This is a genomic window from bacterium (assembly GCA_018814885.1).
Classification (GTDB): Bacteria; Krumholzibacteriota; Krumholzibacteriia; order LZORAL124-64-63; family LZORAL124-64-63; genus JAHIYU01.
In genome coordinates, this window is the sequence record JAHIYU010000171.1 from 1 (window position 1) to 21,602 (window position 21,602).

The 21,602-nt window shown below is 66.8% G+C and carries 12 protein-coding genes and 1 rRNA gene; 4 read left to right on the forward strand and 9 right to left on the reverse strand.

What is annotated here, in order from left to right; translation table 11 throughout:
• Nucleotides 1-966, reverse strand: a 16S ribosomal RNA gene (locus KJ554_12885); the annotation flags it as partial.
• Between the two features lie 452 nt (nucleotides 967-1,418).
• Here KJ554_12885 and KJ554_12890 point away from each other — a divergent pair.
• Entirely contained in the window at nucleotides 1,419-3,533 is a 2,115-nt protein-coding gene (locus tag KJ554_12890) for a PBP1A family penicillin-binding protein (GenBank protein ID MBU0743230.1), read from the forward strand.
• Here the strand turns inward: KJ554_12890 and KJ554_12895 are convergent.
• Genes KJ554_12895 through KJ554_12905 form a run of 3 tightly spaced genes read right to left on the reverse strand, consistent with a single transcriptional unit; the run spans nucleotide 3,530 to nucleotide 6,461 of the window.
• Nucleotides 3,530-4,870, reverse strand: a complete 1,341-nt coding sequence (locus KJ554_12895; GenBank protein ID MBU0743231.1) for a thymidine phosphorylase — start codon at nucleotides 4,868-4,870, stop codon at nucleotides 3,530-3,532. The two genes, KJ554_12890 and KJ554_12895, sit on opposite strands and share 4 nt — an antisense overlap.
• On the reverse strand, nucleotides 4,867-5,274 hold the full coding sequence (gene cdd, locus KJ554_12900; protein MBU0743232.1) for a cytidine deaminase: 408 nt from the start codon (nucleotides 5,272-5,274) through the stop codon (nucleotides 4,867-4,869). The genes KJ554_12895 and cdd overlap by 4 nt, the downstream gene beginning before the upstream one ends.
• The gene (locus KJ554_12905; GenBank protein ID MBU0743233.1) at nucleotides 5,274-6,461 is read right to left on the reverse strand and encodes a phosphopentomutase; all 1,188 of its coding nucleotides are present in this window, start codon (nucleotides 6,459-6,461) and stop codon (nucleotides 5,274-5,276) included. Before KJ554_12905 ends, cdd begins: the two co-directional genes overlap by 1 nt.
• A gap of 128 nt (nucleotides 6,462-6,589) precedes the next feature.
• On the opposite strand from KJ554_12905, the gene KJ554_12910 reads away from it, so the two are divergent.
• The gene (locus tag KJ554_12910; GenBank protein MBU0743234.1) at nucleotides 6,590-7,996 is read left to right on the forward strand and encodes a replication-associated recombination protein A; all 1,407 of its coding nucleotides are present in this window, start codon (nucleotides 6,590-6,592) and stop codon (nucleotides 7,994-7,996) included.
• Complete coding sequence (locus KJ554_12915) at nucleotides 7,996-8,955, forward strand: 6-phosphofructokinase (protein MBU0743235.1); 960 nt, start codon at nucleotides 7,996-7,998, stop codon at nucleotides 8,953-8,955. Before KJ554_12910 ends, KJ554_12915 begins: the two co-directional genes overlap by 1 nt.
• An 89-nt stretch (nucleotides 8,956-9,044) precedes the next feature.
• Here KJ554_12915 and KJ554_12920 read toward each other — a convergent pair whose 3' ends face one another.
• Nucleotides 9,045-9,917 (reverse strand): hypothetical protein, encoded by an 873-nt coding sequence (locus KJ554_12920; GenBank protein MBU0743236.1) that lies wholly within the window; start codon nucleotides 9,915-9,917, stop codon nucleotides 9,045-9,047.
• Here KJ554_12920 and KJ554_12925 point away from each other — a divergent pair.
• On the forward strand, nucleotides 9,902-10,117 hold the full coding sequence (locus KJ554_12925; protein MBU0743237.1) for a hypothetical protein: 216 nt from the start codon (nucleotides 9,902-9,904) through the stop codon (nucleotides 10,115-10,117). The genes KJ554_12920 and KJ554_12925 overlap by 16 nt on opposite strands.
• Here KJ554_12925 and KJ554_12930 read toward each other — a convergent pair.
• From KJ554_12930 to leuS, 4 genes are all read right to left on the reverse strand, one after another.
• The gene (locus tag KJ554_12930) at nucleotides 10,114-10,749 is read right to left on the reverse strand and encodes a hypothetical protein (protein MBU0743238.1); all 636 of its coding nucleotides are present in this window, start codon (nucleotides 10,747-10,749) and stop codon (nucleotides 10,114-10,116) included. The two genes, KJ554_12925 and KJ554_12930, sit on opposite strands and share 4 nt — an antisense overlap.
• A 5-nt stretch (nucleotides 10,750-10,754) precedes the next feature.
• Nucleotides 10,755-12,149, reverse strand: a complete 1,395-nt coding sequence (locus KJ554_12935; protein MBU0743239.1) for a tryptophanase — start codon at nucleotides 12,147-12,149, stop codon at nucleotides 10,755-10,757.
• Between the two features lie 119 nt (nucleotides 12,150-12,268).
• Nucleotides 12,269-18,688, reverse strand: a complete 6,420-nt coding sequence (locus KJ554_12940; GenBank protein MBU0743240.1) for a hypothetical protein — start codon at nucleotides 18,686-18,688, stop codon at nucleotides 12,269-12,271.
• A 15-nt stretch (nucleotides 18,689-18,703) separates the two neighbouring features.
• Nucleotides 18,704-21,238: a leucine--tRNA ligase gene (leuS, locus tag KJ554_12945; GenBank protein MBU0743241.1), complete on the reverse strand. Its 2,535-nt coding sequence runs from the start codon at nucleotides 21,236-21,238 to the stop codon at nucleotides 18,704-18,706.
• Nucleotides 21,239-21,602 lie beyond the last annotated feature (364 nt).

Sequence of the window (21,602 nt, forward strand, 5' to 3'; positions counted from 1 at the left end):
ATGCTCCACCGCTTGTGCGGGCCCCCGTCAATTCCTTTGAGTTTCAACCTTGCGATCGTACTCCCCAGGTGGGGCACTTAATGCGTTAGCTGCGGCACTGAAGGGGTAGAGTCCTCCAACACCTAGTGCCCATCGTTTACGGCTAGGACTACCGGGGTATCTAATCCCGTTTGATACCCTAGCTTTCGTTCCTCAGCGTCAGTTCCGTCCCAGATGGCCGCCTTCGCCACTGGTGTTCCTCCTGATATTTACGCATTTCACCGCTACACCAGGAATTCCACCATCCCCTAACGGACTCAAGGCTGGCAGTATCAGAGGCCATTCAACGGTTGAGCCGTTAGCTTTCACCTCTGACTTACCAGTCCGCCTACGAACCCTTTAAACCCAGTAAATCCGAACAACGTTTGCGCCCTACGTATTACCGCGGCTGCTGGCACGTAGTTAGCCGGCGCTTCCTCTGGAGGTACCTTCAACTCCTGCGGGTATTAACCGCAGATATTTATTCCCTCCTGACAGAGCTTTACGACCACTAGGGCCTTCATCGCTCACGCGGCGTCGCTCGGTCAGACTTTCGTCCATTGCCGAAGCTTCTCGACTGCTGCCTCCCGTAGGAGTCTGGGCCGTATCTCAGTCCCAGTGAGGCCGGACACCCTCTCAGGCCGGCTACCCATCGTCGCCTTGGTAGGCCATTACCCCACCAACTAACTAATGGGACGCGGGACCATCCTCCAGTGACAGCTTGCGAGCAGAGGCCATCTTTCACCCGGGTACCATGCGATGCCCGGGTCGTATGCGGTATTAGCACCTCGTTAGAGGTGTTGTCCCCCGCTGAAGGGTAGGTTTCCCACGCGTTACTCTCCCGTTCGCCACTTTACTCACTTCCCGAAGGAAGCTTTCTCGTTCGACTTGCATGCCTAAACCACGCCGCCAACGTTCGTTCTGAGCCAGGATCAAACTCTCCGTTGTTAAAATATCAACAACAGGAATAATCCTGTTTCTTATCTTCGCAAGAATCGCGCAGTTCCGGCCAAACCGGTCCCACGCGAACTCTCGGATCGCGGGAATTTCTCGTACGCTATTCCGTTGTCAAAGAGCCGTGCCCGTCGACGCCACGCCGGCCGGGTTGCCCATTTCTGGGCCGACTGTACAATCTATCTCACTGCCTCGCAACTGTCAAGACTTTTCCGAAAAACAGTCCTGGCAACCCGAGGCGAAACCATCGTTGCCCTGTGCGGGCAACCTGCGTTGCTCAGCATGTTTAGACGCATGGGCAACGGGCGGGCTATCTAAGCTCATGCCCCCCGGATGTCAACCAGAAAAAAGGAAATAACGGAGATAAACCACCTCGTCGGTGTTCACGCACACGACTACCCTATTCTGTTGCTCTCGGAAAACCCTTGCGCTACCTTGGCCGGGCCATGAGAAACATCTTCATAAGAGAGATCCCCCCCTCGCGAATCCGTACTTTCCTGGTCATCACGGCCGGAGTCCTGCTGCTCGCCATCGGCGCCGGACTCTATACGGTGCAACGACTCTCCCGGGATCTCCCCTCGCTGGCCCGTATCAGGAACATCGAGCCGGCGCGCAAGACGCTCATCATGGCGGCCAACGGCGACACCATCCACGAGTTCTTCGTGGAGAACAGGACAGTCGTCCCGCTGGACCGTATGCCGCGCAGGCTGCTCGAAGCCGTCGTGGCCGTCGAGGACCGGCGCTTCTACCAGCACTACGGCTTCGACCTGCGCCGCTTCGTGAAGATCCTCTGGATCAACCTGACATCCACGTCCAGCCCCGGCGCCAGCACCATCACACAGCAACTCGCGCGCAACACGTTTCTCACGCTCGACAAGACGATATCCCGCAAGATCAAGGAGATGATTCTCGCGCTGCAGATCGAACAGACCTACAGCAAGGACGAAATCCTCGCCATGTACCTCAACGAGATCTACATGGGCAGCGGAGCCTACGGCATGCAGGCGGCAGCACGCACCTACTACGGCAAGAACCTGTGGGAGATCGGAGACGCCGAAGCGACCCTGCTCGCCGGCGTTCTGCAGCTTCCCGAGGTCTACTCGCCAAAGCGGCATCTGGACCGCGCCTACCGTCGTCGCGCCGTCGTCCTCGAATCGATGATCGCTGCCGGCTACATCGGACGCGAGGAGGCCCTCGCCATCAGAGAGACGGAGGTCCTCGTCTCGGGCCCTCCGGAGGATGCCGACGCCCCCGGCTTCGCCGCCTACTTCGTCGAGGAAATACGCAAGCGTCTCGAGGACAGATACGGTTACGAGGGTCTCTACAACAAGGGTCTGCGGGTGACCACCACGCTAGTGCCCGAATACCAGCGCTGGATGGAGAACGCGTCGGAGAACCATCTCCAGGCCATGGAGCTGGAGAACGAGTATCCCTTCACCAAGGCGATGTACGATAGTCTGGTCGCGGCGGGTGAAACGCCGGAGGGCATCGGCTACCTGCTCTCCGCGTCCGTGCTGATGGATGCAAGGACCGGTGCCATCCTGGGACTCGTCGGCGGGCGGGACTACAGGGACTCCAAATGGAATCTCGCCACGCAGGCCACCCGCCAACCCGGCTCGATCTTCAAACCGGTGATCTATCTCACGGCCCTGAACCACGGCTACGTGCCGTGCTCGATCCTGATGGACACGCCCGTGCTGATCGACACGGGCGTAAGCCTCTGGCGGCCACGGAACTTCAACAACCGCTTCATCGGCCCGGTGACGCTCAGATACGCCCTCAGCCATTCCAAGAACGTTGTCACCGCGAAGCTGATCAACGACTTCGGCGTGGCGCCCGTGCTCGACACCGCGGCCCAGATCGGCATCACCAGCGATCTGCCTCCCGTTCACGCCCTGGCCCTGGGAGCCGGTGAGGTGAACTTGCTGGAGATGGTGGCCGCCTACGGCGCCTTCGGCAACCACGGCGTGCACGTCGATCCCTACTTCATAACGCGCGTGGAGACGGAGAGCGGCGAGATCCTCGAGGAGGCGCACATCAGCCAACGCGAGGTGCTCGACCCCGCACAGGCCTACCTGATGAGCGATCTCATGCAGTCCACCTTCGCTCCCGGCGGCACGGCGGTGAGCGCCCGCAGACTGGGGTTCACCAAGACGGCGGCCGGCAAGACGGGCACCTACAACAAGTATACCGATGCCTGGTTCGTGGGCTTCACGCCGACCTTCGTGGCCGGTGTCTGGGTGGGCTTCGACGAGAAGATCAACATGGGCCACAAAGCCACCGGCGCCCACATGGCCCTGCCCATCTGGGTCGGCTTCATGAAGGAAGTGACGAGGGACCGACCGGACGAGCCGTTCGTGCGTCCCGCCGGGATCGTGGAAAAGCACGTGTGCCTGCGCTCAGGAATGCTGGCCACCACGCGCTGCGACTCGACGGCCCTGGAGGTATTCCTGGCCGACAACTTTCCCCAGCGCGCCTGCGACATGCACGGTGGACCCCTGCAGGATTTCGACGGCTTCCAGAAGGACTTCAGCACCCTCGATGACGAGGAAGAATTCTAGCAGGCGGACGGTGAGCCGGACGAACCGGTCATCCTGCCCAATACCAGCTCCGGCAGGTCCGATCGCTGGTCGGCGATCGTGACGGCGCCGGACACGTGGACCGCGGCCCTGGCCGCCGCCGCTGCGTCCCGGCTGCGGATCCAGGCCAGCGGCTGATCCTCCTCGACCCTGTCTCCCCGCTTGACGACGAAGTCGATGCCCGCGCTCAGGTCGAGCTCGTCCTCCACGCGCAGGCGGGCGCCGCCGATCTCGGCCAGGGCGTCGCCGAATTCGCGGCAGGCTATCTCGCCCACCCAGCCCTGCCGCGGCGCCGCCACGGCCAGGACGCGCGGCGCGACGTCCAGCCCGAAGTCCTCGGCCTCGGGGTCCAGGCGGCCGCCCTGGGCCGAGACCCAGGCCTCCATCATCGCGAAGGCCTCGCCCTCGTCCCAGGCCCCGCGGACCCTGTCCAGGGCCGAGGCGCGATCCGGCGCCTGGCCGGCGGTGAGCACCATCTCGGCGACGAGCTCCTCGGTCAGCCGGACGAGGTCGGGCGGCGCCTCCGCGCGCGCGCCGGGGCGCAGGGCGGCGAAAGCTTCGCGTGTCTCGTTGGCGTGCCCGACGGCGATGCCAAGGGGTTGCGACATGTCCGAGAAGATCACGGCCATGCGCCGGTGCCAGGCCTTGCCGATCCGCACGAGCGATTCCGCCAGCGCGCGCGCGTCGTCCATACCGGTCATGAAGGCACCGGAGCCGACCTTGAGATCGATCACGATGGTCTCCGGCCCGGCCGCCAGCTTCTTGCTCATGATGCTGGCGGTGATCAGGGGGATGCAATCGACGGTGCCGGTCACGTCGCGCAGGGCATAGATGCGGCCGTCGGCGGGAGCGATGCCGGGGCCCTGGCCGATGATCGCGCAGCCGACATCGCCCACCAGGCCGATGAACTCGTCGTTGTCCAGATTGATGCGATAGCCGGGGATGGCCTCCAGCTTGTCGAGCGTGCCGCCGGTATGTCCGAGTCCGCGCCCCGAGAGCATGGGCACCTTCAGACCGCATGCCGCCCCCAGCGGGGCCAGCAGGAGACTCACCTTGTCGCCCAGACCGCCGGTGCTGTGCTTGTCGGCCGTGGGCGACAGGGCACCCAGGTCGAGCTGCTCGCCGGAGCGCAGCATGGCGCCCGTCAGGGCCGTGACCTCCTCCGGATCCATCCCCCGGAACCAGATGGCCATGAGCAGGGCCGCCATCTGGTAGCGCGAAACGTCGCCCACGGTGAAACCGGCGACAACGTCTTCGATCTCGGCGACGGTCAAGGCGCCGCCGAGCTTCTTGCGCTCGATCAGACGGACGACGTTCATCTCTCATCTCCGCGATCGAAGGTGACGAAGGGGCGCGGCAGCAGATCGCGCAGATCGTGTTCCTCGACGGCGTCCTCCCTCCCCGCCAGGTAGATCTTGAGGTCGGACCCGAATTCAACCAGCACCTGACGACAGGCGCCGCACGGCGGCGTCGGCTCGGCCGTGCCGGTGGCCACCGCGCACGCGGTGAAGGCGGTACAGCCCTCGGACACCGCCTTGAAGACCGCCGTGCGCTCGGCACAGATGGACAGGCCGAAGCTTGCGTTCTCGACATTCGTGCCGGTATAGACGCGTCCATCTTCGCCCAGCAGGGCGGCGCCCACGCTGAAGCCGGAATACGGGGAGTGGCTGCGCAGCATGGCCGCACGCGCGGCCGCGACCAGGGCATCACGGTTCACATCCATCACTCCTCCTCAGCCGGTTGCAATGCCGCGAGAAAACTCGTGCCGAGCTCCGGCGCGGGCAGCCCGAAATATTCCGCCAGGGTCGCCCCCAGGTCCGCGAACGTTTCCCTCACGCCGAGGTCGCGGCCCGGGCCGCTTCCGCCCAGCTTGGCCAGCAGCGGCACGTACTCGCGCGAATGATCGGTGCTGGGCGTGGTGGGATCGTTGCCGTGATCGGCCGTCATCAACAGCAGATCCCCGTCGCGCAGACCGTCCAGGAATCCCGACAGCCAGCCGTCGAAAGACTCCAGGTCCCGGGCCATGCCCGCGGGGTCGTTGCGATGTCCCCAGAGCATGTCGAAATCCACCAGGTTCAGGAGATACAGGGCGGAGGCGTCGGCGGCGGCTTCATAGAGTCCCGCCAGGGCCTTCATCCCCGCCGCGTTGGACTTCGACACGATCTTCTCGCTGATGCCGGCACCCGCGTAGAGGTCGGCGATCTTGCCCACGGCCTTCACGGGCACGCCGCGTGCCGCCAGGCGGGTCAGCAGCAGATGGCCCGGCGGTGCGACGGAGAAATCGCGGCGGTTGGGCGTGCGTACGTACGCACCCGAGGTGCCGGTGAACGGCCTGGCGATCACGCGGCTCATCTCGTGGGGGGGCCTCAACATCCGCCGGGTCGCTGCGCAGACGCGGTAGAGCTCGTCCAGCGGGACCACGTCCTCGTGGGCCGCGATCTGGAAGACCGAATCGGCGGAGGTGTAGACGATCAACTTGCCGGTGGCGACGTGCTCGTCACCCAGGTCCTGGATGATCTGCGTGCCGGAAGCAGGCCTGTTTCCGATCAGGTCGTGACCTGTTGTCTCGCGGAACGCGGCGAGCAGGTCCTCGGGAAAACCGGCCGGATACGTGGGATAAGGGCGGTCCGTGAGTACACCCATGAGTTCCCAGTGACCGGTGGTGCTGTCCTTGCCTTTCGACATCTCGGCCATGCGGCCGTAGCTGCCGCGCGGACGGGCGGCCGGCGGCACGCCCTCTATCCCGTGCAGGTTGCCGAGTCCCAGCGCCTGCAGACACGGCAGCGCGAGCCCGCCCACGTGCTCGGCAGTATGGCCGAGCGTATCGGATCCCACGTCGCCGTACGCGGCGGCGTCGGGCAACGCACCCACGCCCACACCATCCAGGATGATCACGATGGCTGTCCCCAAATCCGCCTCCCTTCGTGCGACATCGGCCCAGCCTAGGATCGCCTCCACGGTAAGTCAACGGCATGCTGCGGGCAAGCTGCCGGCAGTCCACGCTTGTCTGGTCGGCCACGGCGCGTATTATATGACGCATGCATGCCGACCTCTTCGCCAAGGATGACCCGCGCCCGCGCGGGTCGGAGTCCGTGAAAGACACGGAAGCCGCCGGGTCAACGTCGACCCCGCTCGCCGAACGCATGCGTCCGCGCTCGGTCGACGAGATCGTCGGGCAGGACGACCTGCTCGGGCCGGACAGACCCTTGCGGCGCCTGATCGACGGGGACATCCTCCCCTCGCTGCTCCTGTGGGGTCCGCCGGGTTGCGGCAAGACCTCGCTGGCCCGCGCCGCCGCCCGCGCGACGGACGCCCATTTCCTCGAATACAGCGCCGTGCAGGTGGGCAGCAAGGAACTGAAGGCGGTGATGGCCGAGGCCGCGCGGATCCGCCGCTCCCTCGGCCGGCGCACCATCATCTTCCTGGACGAGATCCATCGCTTCAACAAGGCCCAGCAGGACGCCCTGCTGCCCTGGGTCGAGAAGGGCGATGTCACCCTGATCGGCGCCACGACCGAGAACCCGTCCTTCGAGATCAATGCCGCGCTGCTGTCGCGTACGCGGCTGTTCGTGCTGCAGCTGCTGCGCGAGGACCACCTGGTCGTCATCATGAAACGCGCGCTCGAAGATCCCCGGGGGCTCGCGGGCTATGCGCCCGTTCTCACGGACGGAGCCCTCGGCGCGCTGGCGATCATGAGCGACGGGGATGCGCGCGTGGCCCTGAATCTCCTGGAGATGGCCGCCGCCGCGGCGTGCGAGGGGCCGGTCAACCCGGGATCGCTCACCCTCGACACCGATGACATCACGCGCATGGTGCATGAGCGCAGCATCCGCTTCGACAAGGCGGGCGAGGAATTCTACAACCTCATCAGCGCCCTGCACAAATCGGTGCGCAACAGCGACGCCGATGCCGCCATCTACTACCTGGCGCGCATGCTGGAAGGCGGCGCCGACCCGCTCTACGTGTCCAGGAGGCTGGTGAGATGCGCCAGCGAGGACGTCGGGATGGCCGACCCCGGCGCCCTGGTCCAGGCCATCGCCGCCCGGGACGCCGTGCGCTTCGTCGGCATGCCCGAGGCCGCGCTGGCCCTTGCGCAGGCGTGCGTCTACCTTTCCCTGGCGCCCAAGAGCAATGCGCTCTATAAAGCCTACCAGGCCGCTGCCGATGAGGTCAGGGAGGGCATCACGCCGCCCGTACCATTCCAGCTGCGCAACGCCCCCACAGCCCTGATGAAGCAGCTTGGCTACGGCAAGGACTATGCATATGCTCACGACGAGGCGGGCGGCGTCGCCGCCATGGAGTGCCTCCCCAAGCGACTGCGCGGGCGCCTTTTCTACGAGCCGACGATGCGGGGGCTGGAGAAACGTTACCGCGAGCGACTGGAACGGATACGGGAATGGCGAAAGCACGCAACCCGGGACGACGACCCGGCAGGAGACGAATGATGAAGAGAATCGGGGTTCTCACCGGCGGCGGCGACGCGGCCGGCATGAACGCTGCCCTGCGGGCGGTCGTGAGGACCGGCCTCGGCGCCGGTGTCGAGATCATCGGTATCCGCCGGGGTTGGCTCGGGCTCAGCGAAGCCCATGCGATGCCCCTGTCCACCGCCGATGTGGGCGGGATCCTCCACCAGGGCGGCACCATCCTGCGCACTTTCCGGTATCCCGAGTTCGTGGAGAAATCCGGCCAGGACAAGGTGCGCCAGGCCCTGCGGGAGCTCAAGCTGGACGGCATGGTGATCATCGGCGGCGACGGCAGCTTCCGCGGTGCGCGCGTGCTCGACCAGGAATTCGACCTGCCGGTCATGGGCGTCCCCGCCACCATCGACAACGACATTCCCGGTACGGACTTCTCGATCGGTTTCGATACCGCCCTGAACATCGCCGTGGACGCCGTGGACAAGATCCGGGATACCGCGTCGAGCCACGGGCGCATTTTCGTGATCGAGGTCATGGGTCGCCGCTGCGGCCTGCTGGCCATGGAGGCCGGTCTGTGCTGCGGCGCCGAGGAGGTCATCGTGCCGGAGATACCGCACGACCTCGACGCGATCTGCCACCGTATCGAAGGGGGATACGACCGGGGCAAGCAGCATGCGGTGATCATCGTGGCCGAGGGGGCGGCCAAGGCGCCCTACATCGAGTACGAGTTGAAGTCCCGCCTGCAGCGCAGCGTGCGCATGGTGGTGCTGGGGCACGTCCAGCGCGGCGGGTCCCCCACCGCATCGGACCGCGTCCTGGCCACCAAGCTGGGCGTGGCGGCGACCGAGCTGCTGATCTCCGGCCAACGCTGCAAGATGGTCGGCCTCGTCGCCAACCGGGTCAAGACGAGCTCGCTCGTCGCGCGGGGACACAGCACCCACGACGCCGTGCTGGCCTACGAGGAGATGCTGCGCAAGCTCACCTGACACCTCGTGGATCGGCTGCCGACGATACGAGCCCTCCGCCGCGCGGCGGAGGGCTCGTCGTTTCGGCGCGCCGTTCAGAGGCTAATTGCCTAATTGCCGACGATGTAGGTATTGGCGTAGCGGAACCAGTTTATCTTCATGGTGCCGCAGATGTGGCCCAGATCTCCGTAGGTCTTGCGTCGCTCGGTACGCTTGTCCTCTACGCTGGCGAGCGAGAAGGAGCCCACCAGCGGCAGGTTCTTCGCCTTGAGCAGTTCGAGCATGTATTGGGCGCCCACCTCCAGTTCCACGATGCGGAAGGTGGACTTGGGAAAGACCGCGTACCAGGAGTAGTCGGCGGCCGTGGCGTTGGCCCTCTGCTCGTCGGTCAGGTCGTGGCGCGGCATGTAGACGAAGTTCTCCACGATCGACTGCACCTTCAGCAGCGCATCCCCTTCGTTCGCGGGCATGTAGTCCTGGATGAGGCTCACGCGTTGCCAGTCCAGGTCCGGAAGAGGCGCGCCGGGCGTCTCCATCTCGGTCTGGCTGAGGGGGGTGATGTCCGGGATCAGGTAGGTGCCGACCGAATCGACGGACGTGATCATCTCCCCGTTGCGGTACCGCTTGAGGAAGAGGTGCGTGGTCGTGTTGTTGTTATCGAAGCGCTTCTGCACGCCCAGCCGGGAACCTGCGTAACTGGCGTAGTTGTTTTCGATGTCGGGACCGACCAGGAAGTGCAGCTGGTTGCCCTTGCGAACGATGGCCAGGTCGCCCTTGGCGTAATCGAGCTCGGGTGCGTCGATCTCGAACAGGAAGTCCGCGCTCAGGGTGTCGCCGGCCATCACGCGCTCAAGCGTCGTGTAGACGTACGGATCGACAACTTTCTCCCCTCCGCAACCGGCCAATCCGGCGAGGGCTGCGACGGCCAGGGCCAGCAGCAGCGGACAAGAGGCCCGGCACGGCGAGGATGAAACAGCAAACATGGAAAACCTCCCTTGGCGTATCGACCTCATCATCCGGCAACCGGCCGGACAATCATGGGCATCTTCAGATCAGAATCGATTCACGCGGCATGTTATCCGCCGTTCGCTTCGTCGTCAAGGCCGGGCAGGGCGGACGCTATGAAATTGGCGACTTCGCGTGGAAAATGCAAATGGCAAAAGCGGAATTGATCGGAGGCTAAAGGCCGGGCAGAGCCTCCGCCAGTTCCAGGAGCAGTTCGTGCGTGGGTTTGTTGCATTCCCACAGGGTGTGGAAGATGTCCCAGTGCTGCGGCAAGAGCATGCCCGTGACCGAGAAGGTGCGGAAGAATCGACGCCTGCGCTCCGCCACCGGATGGCCCGGCATGGCGGCGCGCCGCAAGCGACCGTCCACGGTCACGGCCCAGGCTTCCTGATACGATTCCGCCAGCTTTCGCGGCACCTCCTCTGGCCGGACGACCCCCGCCAGGATGTCCTTCACGGCAAGAAACTGGTGATGGAGATAGCGCTCGGCCTTGCGGGCGGAGAACGCGGCGGGTGTAACCGGATCCGGGTCGCGCCTTTCGCCGAGTTCCCACGGCAGGGACGCCGGCCTCATGGTCAACGAGGCCGCGCTATCGCGCAGGAAGAGATCCTCGTGACAATACAGGTTCAGCTCCGTCCGGTCGCATATGCCCAGCCAGGAGCGCTCGTCGGCCGCGACATCGTCCACGATCAGGGCGATCTCGGTCAACCAACGCCACAGCTCGTGCTGGGCTGAAGCCGCGCGCGCCAGGGGAATCAGCCGTTCCCCGTATTGCCAGTCGGTGGGCAGGATCACGATGCGCTGGGTCAAGCCGGCTACTCCTCGATCAGGGGCCCGCCGTCCACGGGACGCAGACGGGCGGTGAAGTGGCGCAGGATGGGCGCTTCGTATTCGATCTCCAAACCCCGCAGGCGCTCGCGACGTTCCCCGAGTCTGCCGCAAATCTCGGCCACGTATGTCAAGTGGGTCTCGGTGTAGACGCGGCGCGGTACCGCCAGGCGCACGAGCTCCATCGCGGGGTAGATCGTCTCTCCCGTCCCTGGATCGGTATGGGCGAACATGAGACTGCCGATCTCCACGCCGCGCACACCTCCCTCCAGGTAGAGCGCGCAGGCCAGGGACTGGGCCGGGAACAGGGCTTGGGGAATGTGCGGCAGCATACTCTTGGCGTCCACGTAGACGGCGTGCCCGCCCACGGGCCTGATGATGGGGACGCCCCGCGCCTGCATCTCCTCGCCCATGCGTTGCACTTGGCCGATGCGGTAGGTCAGGTAGTCGTCATCGACGACTTCCCTCAGTCCCTGGGCCACGGCCGCCAGGTCGCGGCCGGCCAGCCCTCCGTAGGTGCGAAAGCCCTCGATCAGGATCAGCAGGTTGGTGATGTCCTGAGCCCAGTCGTCGTCGTCCAGGCAGAGGAACCCCCCTATGTTGACCAGCGCGTCCTTCTTGGCGCTCATGGTGCAGCCGTTGCCGAGCGAGAAGATCTCCCTGGCGATCGCCTTGATCGACATCTCCGCGTAGCCCTCCTCGCGGCGCTTGATGAACCAGGCGTTCTCCGCAAATCTACACGCGTCGAAGATCAGGGGCAGGCCCTTGTCCCTGCAGAAATCCGAGACGGCGCGGATGTTCGCCAGCGAGACCGGCTGGCCGCCGCCGCTGTTGTTGGTGATGGTCAGCATGACGAAGGGGATGCGGTCTCCGTACCGCTCGTAGGCGGCGCCGAGCTTGTCCAGAGACATGTTGCCCTTGAAAGGCAGTTCGATCGATGGGTCGAGACCCTCGTCGATCACGCAGTCGATGGCCAGGGCACCCTGGTGTTCCACGTTGGCACGGGTCGTGTCGAAGTGGATGTTGTTGGGCACCACCGAATCGGCCTTCAGCCGCGTGGTGAACAGGAGGTTCTCCGCCACCCTCCCCTGATGTGTCGGGATGACGTGCTTGTAGCCGAAGAGGTCGCGGATCGTCGCCTCGAATTCGTAGTAGTTTCGACTGCCCGCATAGGCCTCGTCGCCCTGGACCAAGGCGCCCCACTGGGCGTCGCTCATGGCTGAGGTGCCGCTGTCGGTGAGCAGATCGACATAGATCGCTTCGGAGGGGATGCTGAAGAGGTTGTACCCCGCTTTCCTCAGATGGGCCGCCCGCTCGGCGGGGCTCACGTTCTTGACGTGCTCGACGACCTTGATGCGGTAAGGGACGAAGGGCAGATCCATGCTCCCACTCTCCGGTTGCACTGCGGGAATGTCCGAAGCGCCTCTGACAGGGCGAACTTAACAGCAGGGCACATCGTGGACAAGCAACACCTGGCGTCGCGCGGTGACGAGGCGGTCGGCTATGATCCGTCCGTCAGCGGGGAACGATCCTTGTACAGGACCAGCAGCCGATCGGTCGCCCGCTGCAGGACCTGATAGTGATGCAGCGGCGGCTCGGTGCCCAGACAGAAATACGCGAGCGAACCGGCCGGCGCGCCCTCGCCTTCGTCCGGCGTCGATAGCATCAGCACCGGGCTGCCCCGACCGGCGGACGGCTGATCGGGCAGCTCGCCGACGACACGGCGCCAGGCTTCCAGCAGGGGCCTGGCCAGGAATTCAACGAGATCCACATCCGCAAAATCGCTGGCCAACCTCGCGGCGCGGGCACGATTGGCGGAACATGCCAAAAACGATTCCGACCAGCCCGACCGGGACACCCTGTCATGGAATCCACCCACCGTGAGCCCGGTTTCGTCCCTCAGGCCCTCCAGCCAGACACGGTATTCCGCGACATCCGACCGCGGCAGCAGGGCGGCGGCATGGGCGACGCCCGCCCCGCTGTCCCCCGTATCGTCACCTGCCAGACACGCGACGGCGTCACGAGCGGCCGCGACGAATTCCAGCGTGCCCGGCAACAGCAGCTCGTCGAGTTCCCAGCGGTAGACGGGTAGCCAGCCCATCCGCGCGGCGGCGCGGCCGAGGTATTCCAGGTCCGCGGGGACGGGGGCGACGGCATGCCATAGCAGACCGCCCCATTCCGCCTGTTTCTCGCACATCAGGGTCATGCCGTCGTCCAGGCTGGCCGTGAGCATTGCACACACCTCGCCGCGAGCCTGACGACTCGGCTGCAGCCGAGGGCGGCGTCGTGTCGCCTGTTCCGCCATGTCCAGCACCTCCTCGCAGACCCGCCGCGACTGCCGCTTCTGTGCGGTCATCCGGCGGACCGCTTCCGCCTCGGGAGGAGTCAGGAAGAGGTGCTCCCAGGACTCGGTGGCCAGCACCGGCTCCACCGTCCAGATCTGGACGCCCAACCGGAACCTCTGCGCCAGGCGGAAACGCTCGGCGGCTCCCATCAGGTGGGCCTCCAGCAGAACCGCGACCTCGCCCGCCGGATTGTGAGGGATGGTATCTCCCGCCAGTGACGATCCCACGGCGAGGTCCGTCCCGAACCGAATCCTGGGGCTGCGCGCATGGATGCCGCACCTGCGCCAGGCCAGGTTGTAACGAACGGCCGTTGCGGTGTCCGGGCAGAAGACCGTCATGTCGGCGCTGTCCGCGCGATCGGCGGACGCTAGCGCAAGTGCCTGGGCGATGGTCGGCAGACGCCCGGTGCCCGACAGACCCTCGAGCACCAACAACTCGGGCCCGCCCGCACCGACCGCCTCGACCAGGTCGCTGGCGATGACGGCATGGGCCAGGGCGGCATCGACGGGCAACTCCCGGTGCGTGGGGACCGGGAGCGCCGGCAACTCCGTGACGAAACCGGTGCGCCAGGCTTCCAGCAGCCGCTGCCGCCAGGCGTCTTCCTCCCTCGTGAGCGAACCAAGCAACGTGATCGCGGCGGCGAAGACCGCCGAGCCTTCGCGCAAGGGTCCGGAGCTGGGATCGGCTGCGACCTCGCCGGGCTCACAGGGCCCGCGCACGTGCCACAGGCCGAGCAGCACGCCCGTTTCCAGGGCCTCCTCGCCGAGAATCATGGACGCCTGGTCGGCCAGACGGACCGTTCCGGGCGCCTCACCGCCGACGCCGGGCGCGAAGAGCGCGCGGAAGGCGCCGGTCAGGAAATCGAGCTGGCAATGCAGATTGGCGATTACGTCCTCGAGGTTGCCGACGTAGCCGAATCGCCGCTGCGGTCCGTTGATCACACCCCTGGTCGAGGCGTACAGGAGGTTGTCGAGGTGGTCCCCGGCGTCGGCAGCGTCCTCGGTGCCGGCCGGCAGCGTCAAGGACTCGCCGAGCAGGAATCGATCTAGCCAGGCGAGCTCCACGTCGTCGACTTCCAACGGAAGATCGTCCAGTTGCAGATGCCCCACGACTCCGGGGCGCAGGGAGGCCATCAACACGGGCAGGATGGAATCCAGAAGAGGGTGCAGGCGCATCAGCTTATACTCCGCCTCCATCGACGACAGGTCGCGGCACAGCAGGCGCGGGCCCGTCTCGTCCGATGTCTCCCGGGCGCCGGACGTCGCGGTCGGCTCGTTGTACACGGCCTGCAGCCAGGACGTCACGCCCAGGATCTTGCGCACCTCCGTGATGGGCATCCCGGTCAGTATCTCCACCAGGCGAGGCGAGAGCCATCCCCGCCAGCGCCAGGCCGGGTCCAGCCCGGGCGGAGCGGAGAAACGCGTCACCAGGAGCATGCGGGACGAGCCGGACGACACGCCGGCTGCGCTGGCCAGGCCGCCCATGTCCGCCGCCAGTTCAAGGGGATGGAACCAGAGGCTGACCGCTCCTCCCGTCTGGCGACGGCACTCCTGGAGATCCTCCTCGTTCGCGGGCGGTTCCAGCAGGGCGTGATGACATTCCGGCGGGGGGGCCGACAGCTCGCCGTGGACGCAAATCAACCAGTCCGGTGCTTCAGCGTCGCGGGTGGTGAGATACCTGTCGCGTTGGCGCCGCCAGGGAAGACGCGCCTCGCCGAGCAGGCACTTGAGCCGGTCGACATGCTCCGCCGCTACCCAGACGCACAGTGGCCGCCCCTGTCGCAGATCCTCGCGGTCCCGCAACGCGGCCACCTTGCGGCGCCAGATGTCAAACACGAGTTGTCTGCGCGCGGTCGGCTGCAGCCACCTGTCGAGGCTCACGCCACAGACGGGACACGGCTGGCGCCACCCGCGCCAGCTCGACTCGACACCGCACCCGGGACAGGCGCAGGTAGGATGTCCCAGGCGACCGACCGGTACAGGCGGCAAGTCGAGCAGGGAAGCCACGGTGGACGAGGCCCTGTCGAGGTAAGACCCGTCGCCGGCATCGGTGAGCAAGGCCCGGAAATAATCGCGCCAGGCCCGAGGCAGATTGCCGGCATGCAGGGTCGCGGGCGACCGCAACTCGTTCAGCACGAACCTCAGCACCGTGGCATGCTCGGAGCCGGCCGAGACGGCCGACGGCAACCAGTTCCGCAGATCGGTCGCCCACGTCTCACGGGGGGGGGTGGCTGTCAAGCGCCTCCGCAGGGTGGGATCGGCCAGTTCCTCCGGTGTCGCCCAGACCACCGCGTGCCAGGTGCCCAGGTCTTCCCCGTGCACCGGCAGGCAGGCGCCGGGCGAGAGGATGGCGTCGCGCAGAGCCGTCGCTTCCGGCGGCGGCGTCCCGGCGATCACGAGCAGCCAGGCATCCAGCTCTCCACGTTCCCTGGCCCCCGTCACCCGCCGCAGGGTGGCGAGCCAGGCGGCCCCCGGATCGCCGATCACCAGGCGCCGGCCACGCTCGCGCCAGCCGGCCGGCAGACCCCCGTCCGCGACGGCCAGGACGCCGGCCGGCAGACCCAGCATGTTCTCGTCGATCCAGCCCTGGATGCGCAGCCATTCCACGGCCGCCTTCAGGGTCGGATCGGACCGCTCAGGCCGTGGAGCCCACCGCTTCCCCGGTCTGCCGGGCGCCAGGTCCGGCTCGGGCAGGTCATAGACCTCGGCCCGTCCGCCGCTGGCCAATCTGGCGGCTTCCACCGGAGGCACCGGAAAGGGCGCCACCGCCGTGGCGGAATCGAGGGGAAAGCTGCGCCACCAACGCGGGTCGGCCACGTCCACCTCCGCTGCCCCCCGGCTCATGAGCGCGCAGACCTCGAGTGCGCACACGGCGCGACGCTGCCGGATGCGCAGGGAAACGGCGGCATCGCGTTCGCGCCAGCCCCTGTGCGGTACGGCGGCTACATCTTGCGCAGGCTCGATATCGAGGCTCTCCAGCCGGACGACGACGAGATACCCGTCGCGCAGACGACCGCGCGTCGCGTCCGGGCGCCAGAAGTCGGTCGGATCCTCCCACAGCAGTGCGGTCGCCGCTACCGACCCGAGTTCCCCCCGTTGGTACGCGGCCAGGAAAGACCGTACCGGTCCCTCCCGCCCCGGCAGCAGATGTACGCGTCGGCCGACGTCGGTTAGATGCGCGAGCCGCTGCATGAGCCCGATAGCGGCCCGGCCCACCTCGACCCTGGCGTCGGGCGTGGTGCCGCCACCGGCCAGACGCAGATGCGGGAAGCGCTGGTCCGAGAGCGCGAGACACACGGCGCGGCCGTACGGCGACAGCCAATCCACCAACAGAGTCTCCAGGTCGCCACGCAAGAAGCCGCCGCCTAGCACCAGCGAGAGATGTGATCTGCCGGTTCCGGCGAGCCCACGGTGGAAAGCCCGTATATCCTCGCCGTGGTCGGTCAGGAGCCGCCAGTGGACGGCCGGGCTGTCGCAGAACACCCAGGCCGCCTCCCGATCACCGTCATCGCCCCAGGCCAGCCGGCGCATAGCGTCGGGCACGACCAAGTCGTCCACCGTACCGACCACCACCTCCGATCCGGCAGCGCGCTCCACGTACTCCCGTGCCCAACCCGTCCCGTCCGGACCCAGGGGCGTGCGCGGCAGGGCCTCGGCCAGGTCGTGGTACTCGTCGTAGAGCGGCACGACGCCGGGCGCCCAGGGGCGGAAGCGGCGGAAATCCATGAGATCGCCGTTGTGGGTCTCGGTGATGCGGCACCAGTGGAATAGAGGGAGGAGTTCGTGCGCGTCACTCCCCTGTGGACCGAGCAGAGCGGTGAGCCGGGACAGCGCGGCATCCCGGTCGTGGACCTCGTCACGGGGAGGTATCAGCGTATGACGCCCGCCTCGTCGCGCGAGACAGGACGCCAGGTCGTCCCAGCGGTCCATGCCGTCCAGTACGAGCCGCCAGTGGTGCCTGTCCGCCCCCCACCGTCGGAGAACCTCCCCGGGACGTCCCGTACTGACCACCGCCACGTCATGCTCGACGAGCGATGGATCGAGAACGAAGTCCGGAGGCGCAGCCTGCGCGGGACCCGGGAAGTGCGGGTTGGCGCGGTCGAGCAGTCGCGTGGCGGTCAGTCCCGAACCCGGCATCAGCTCGGGCGGCATGAACGAAGCCAGGAACGTGGCGGGCCGATCGCCTCGGCGCGATAGTTCGCGAATGCCACACCGCAGGGCCGGATCGGCCGCGAGGATGTGATGCAACACGCCCAGCCAGACCTGACCATAGATCAGCGCCCGGTCGATCCCGCTGCCTGGTATCAGCAGCTCCAGATCGAGATCGGGATGTGGCGGTGGGTTCTGCGCTGGGCGTCCATGCCCCGGTCCGTAGGATCGGGCGAGGGCGGCCAGCGCTTTGTCAGAAACGGCGTCAGGATACGATTCGGATTCGAGAAACACATTCACGAATCCATCTATTTCCTCTGATACCAGGATGTTGCATGGCGCGCCGCGTCTCACGACGCGTCCGCTGCAGATCCGGAGGTGCTCCTGCAGGGGAGCGGGATCATCGCCCGGCGTCCAGGAAACGACGTCCCGCGGCTGCTCGCCCTGCCAGAGGAGGCACTGCCAGGTGCCGTCCGCGTGGGCCATCGTGGCCCAGGCCCCTGAGCCCGCGAGCGCGCGCCCGCCGATGACGTCCAGGATCGCCAGCCGCCTGGCCTCGTTCTCCGGCGACAGCATCCCGCCCATCGCGAGCAGCCGTTTCGCCTCGGCGTAGCGTGGCACCGAGAGACAGATCCCGCCCACGTTGCCCAGGATCTCCGCTGCCCGCAACCGCGCTTCGTCGCGACAGGGGGCCGTAGTGTCCCCGGATTCGAGGTACGCCAGGAACAGCGGGACCGCTTCCCGGGGGGATCCCAGATGACGGTCGGTGAGCAGGGCGCAATACCAGCACCGCTCCGTCTCCTGCGCCGAGGTCGTGAAATGATCGGCAGACAGCAGCGAGAGCAGATCGGCGGCCAGGGCACGCGCCCGCTCGTCGCCGGCCGCGGGAGTCGTCCGGCGATCGAGCAATCGCGCGCCGCGGCGCACGAGATCCAGCCTGGCCCCGGCCGCCAGTGGCGTGCCCACGGGGACGACGCCGGCGGGGGGCATCTCGCCCAGTTCCAGCGCCGCATCCAAGGCGGCTGCGCAGTACGGATGGGGGTCCAGGGACGGCTGGTCGGCGAGACGGCTGGCGGAAGCCAGAAAGACGGCGAGCCCGAACACGTCCAGGCGTTCGCGGGCACCGCATCCTGCGGCGTCGGCGAGCGTCCCGCGCGCCCGTTCCAGCGCCGCCCGGGCCGCGTCCCGGTAGTGACCGCGGAATTGCTCCGTCTCGTGCTGCCAGCGTGCGGCTTCGCCGGCCTCGTCACGTCCGCCGAACCCTCGCCAGAAGCGCCGCGCGGCGTCACCGACCGTCTCGGTCCAGAAGACGCGTCCCGGGGACTTGCCGCGCGAAGCCGAGGCTTCGCGGTAGCCGTCCTCGGCGCCCTGCAGATCTCCCTGCTCCAGCCGCTCCTTCGCTCGGGCGAGGACTTCCCAGTAACTCATCGCCTTCCTTCCCCATCACACGACGATGTTCACCAGCTTGTTGGGAATCACGATCACCTTGCGTACGGTCTTATCGCCGATCAGCTCGGGGATGCGTCCGTGGGACAGGGCCTCCCTTTCGAGCTGTCCCCGCTCGGCGTCCCGGGACGCTTCCATGCGTTCCCGGATCTTGCCGTTGATCTGGATGACGTAGGTGATGGAATCCGCGATGAGGTACTCCTCGCGCCACTGCGGCCAGGTCGCGTCGAAGACGCTCGTGCCGCCGCCGAGGCGTTCCCAGAGCTCCGCTCCCAGATGGGGGGCGAAGGGGGCCAGCATGCGCACCAGCACCTCGAGTCCTTCCCGGAAGTTGGCGTCGCCCAGATCCACGATGTCTCGGCCCGCGTAATGGTACAGGGCGTTGGTCAGTTCCATCAGGCGGCTCAGCGCCGTGTTGAACTGGAAGCGCTCGATGTCCTGGGTGCAGCCCTTGATGGAGTTGTGCATGACACGACGCAACCGCGGCCAGCGCCGCCGTGTGTCGTCGGGCGCGAGGGGAACGGCATCGGCCGGGGCGTCACCAGCCGGCGAATGCCCGTCCTGCGCCGCGTCGATCAGACGCCACACGCGGTTGAGATAGCGCCAGACCCCGTCGATGCCGTCGTCGGTCCAGTCGCCGCCCTCGGCAAAGGCGAAGCCGAACATGAGGTAGGTGCGCAGGGTATCGGTGCCATAATTCGCCAGGTAGTCCGCCGGCACGACCGTATTCCCCTTGCTCTTGGACATCTTTTCGCCGTTGCGTGTGATCATGCCCTGGTGGCGCAAGCTCCGGAACGGCTCCTCCGACGGTACCAGGCCCAGGTCGTAGAGCACCATGTTTATGAAGCGGGCGTAGATCAGGTGCCCGTAGGCGTGGTCGGCGCCGCCCACGTACATCTCGATGGGAAACCACTTCGCGAGGGTTTCGCGGCGGAAAGGCGCGGTGTCCAGTCCCGGCTCGAGGTAACGCAGGAAGTACCACGAACTGCAGACGAAGGTGTCCATGGTGTCCGGGTCGCGGCGCGCGGGTTCGCCGCACTGCGGGCATCGCGTGTTCATGTACGACGCGCAGGCGGCCAGCGGCGACTTGCCCCGCGGGCGGTATTCCGCGACCTCCGGCAACAGCACCGGGAGCTGCTCGTCGGGCACCGGGACCTCGCCGCAATGCGCGCAATGCACGATGGGGATCGGCGCGCCCCAGTAGCGCTGGCGGCTGATGATCCAGTCCCGCAGACGATACTGGATGGTCGCCGCACCGAGTCCCCGGGCCGCGAGGGACTCGACGATCCTGCGGCCGCCCTCGACGCTGTCCATTCCGTCGTGTTCCCCGGAATTCAACATGCTCCCCGGCTCGGTGTAAGCGGCTTCCAGCGGCGCCTCGGGATCGCCGCCGGGAGCGAGGATGACGCGGCGGACCGGCAGGCCCAGCTCCGCGGCGAAGGCGAAGTCGCGCTCGTCGTGGGCGGGCACCGCCATCACGGCGCCGGTGCCGTAGGTGGCCAGGACGTAGTCCGCCACCAGGACGGGCACGCGCTCGCCGTTGACCGGGTTGACCGCCACGGCGCCGGTGTGCACGCCGGTCTTGGGCCGGTCGGTGCTCTGGCGGTCGACTTCGCTCAGGCGCTGGGCCTTGCGGCGGTAGTCCGACACCCCGGACCGATGGGCTTCGTCGGTGAGCGCGGCGACCAGCGGATGCTCCGGCGCCAGGGCCATGTACGTCACGCCGTAGAGCGTGTCGGGACGCGTAGTGAAGACGCGCAGCAGGGCGCCGCCGGCGGCGTCCGTCTCGGTGCCGGCCGGCAAGGCGCCGTCGACGGTCCCGGCCGGGACGGTGAAGACCACCTCCGCGCCGTGGCTGCGTCCGATCCAGTTGATCTGCTTCTTCTTGGTCTCCTCCGGCCAGTCCAGGGATGCCAGGTTGTCGATCAGGCGGTCGGCGTAACGCGTGATGCGGAAGCACCACTGCGTGAGGTTGCGGCGCTCGACCTCGGCGCCGTCGCGCTCGCACGCGCCGTCGACGACCTGCTCGTTGGCCAGCACCGTCTGGCAGGACGGGCACCAGTTCACCGGCATCGCCGCGCGGTAGGCCAGCCCGTTGCGGTAGAGGGTCAAGAACAGCCACTGGGTCCACTTGTAGTACTCGGGCGTGTGGGTCGCCAGCTCGCTGCGCCAGTCGTACATGGGCCCGAGGGTCTTGAGCTGTTCGCGGATGATACGGATGTTCTCCGCGGTATGCACGCCCGGATGCACGCCGCACTTGATGGCGTAGTTCTCGGCCGGCAGGCCGAAGCTGTCGAAACCCACCGGCTGGAAGACGTTGAAGCCGCGCATGCGCTTGAAGCGGGCCCAGGTGTCGGCGGGGACGTAGTTGTACCAGTGGCCCAGGTGGAGTCTGTCGCCGCTCGGGTAGGAGTACATGCTGAGGCAGTAGCAGCGGGGGCGGTCCGAGACGTGGTCCGTCTCGTCGTGGCGCGTTTCTTCCCAGCGCTTCCGCCAGCGCTCTTCGATTTCCCGGAAATCATATTCTGACATGTCGAGCGGCACCTCCGGTCGACACCGTCCGGATCCGAACGGCGCGCCGCGAATGATCTCTGTCGGGTGTGGATTGACCGGTCGTCGTGGGCAACACTAGCCGCATCCGATGCGTGATGCCAGGGCTAAAAAGCGGATCGACGGGCGGGCGGCGACGTCAACGGGCGGCGTCTCCGCGGCGTAACGCGAAGCGTGCAGGTCACGCGATCACGGGACACCCCTCAGCAGTTCGAGCCTCAGGCCGCCGCCGTCCGGACGGAGGGTAACCGACACCACGTCGAACCGCAAACGCGCGGCGCCCGGACAGTCCGCGGCGGCCAGATAGCGCCTGGCCGCCAGCCGCATCCGGCGCAGCTTGCGGGGC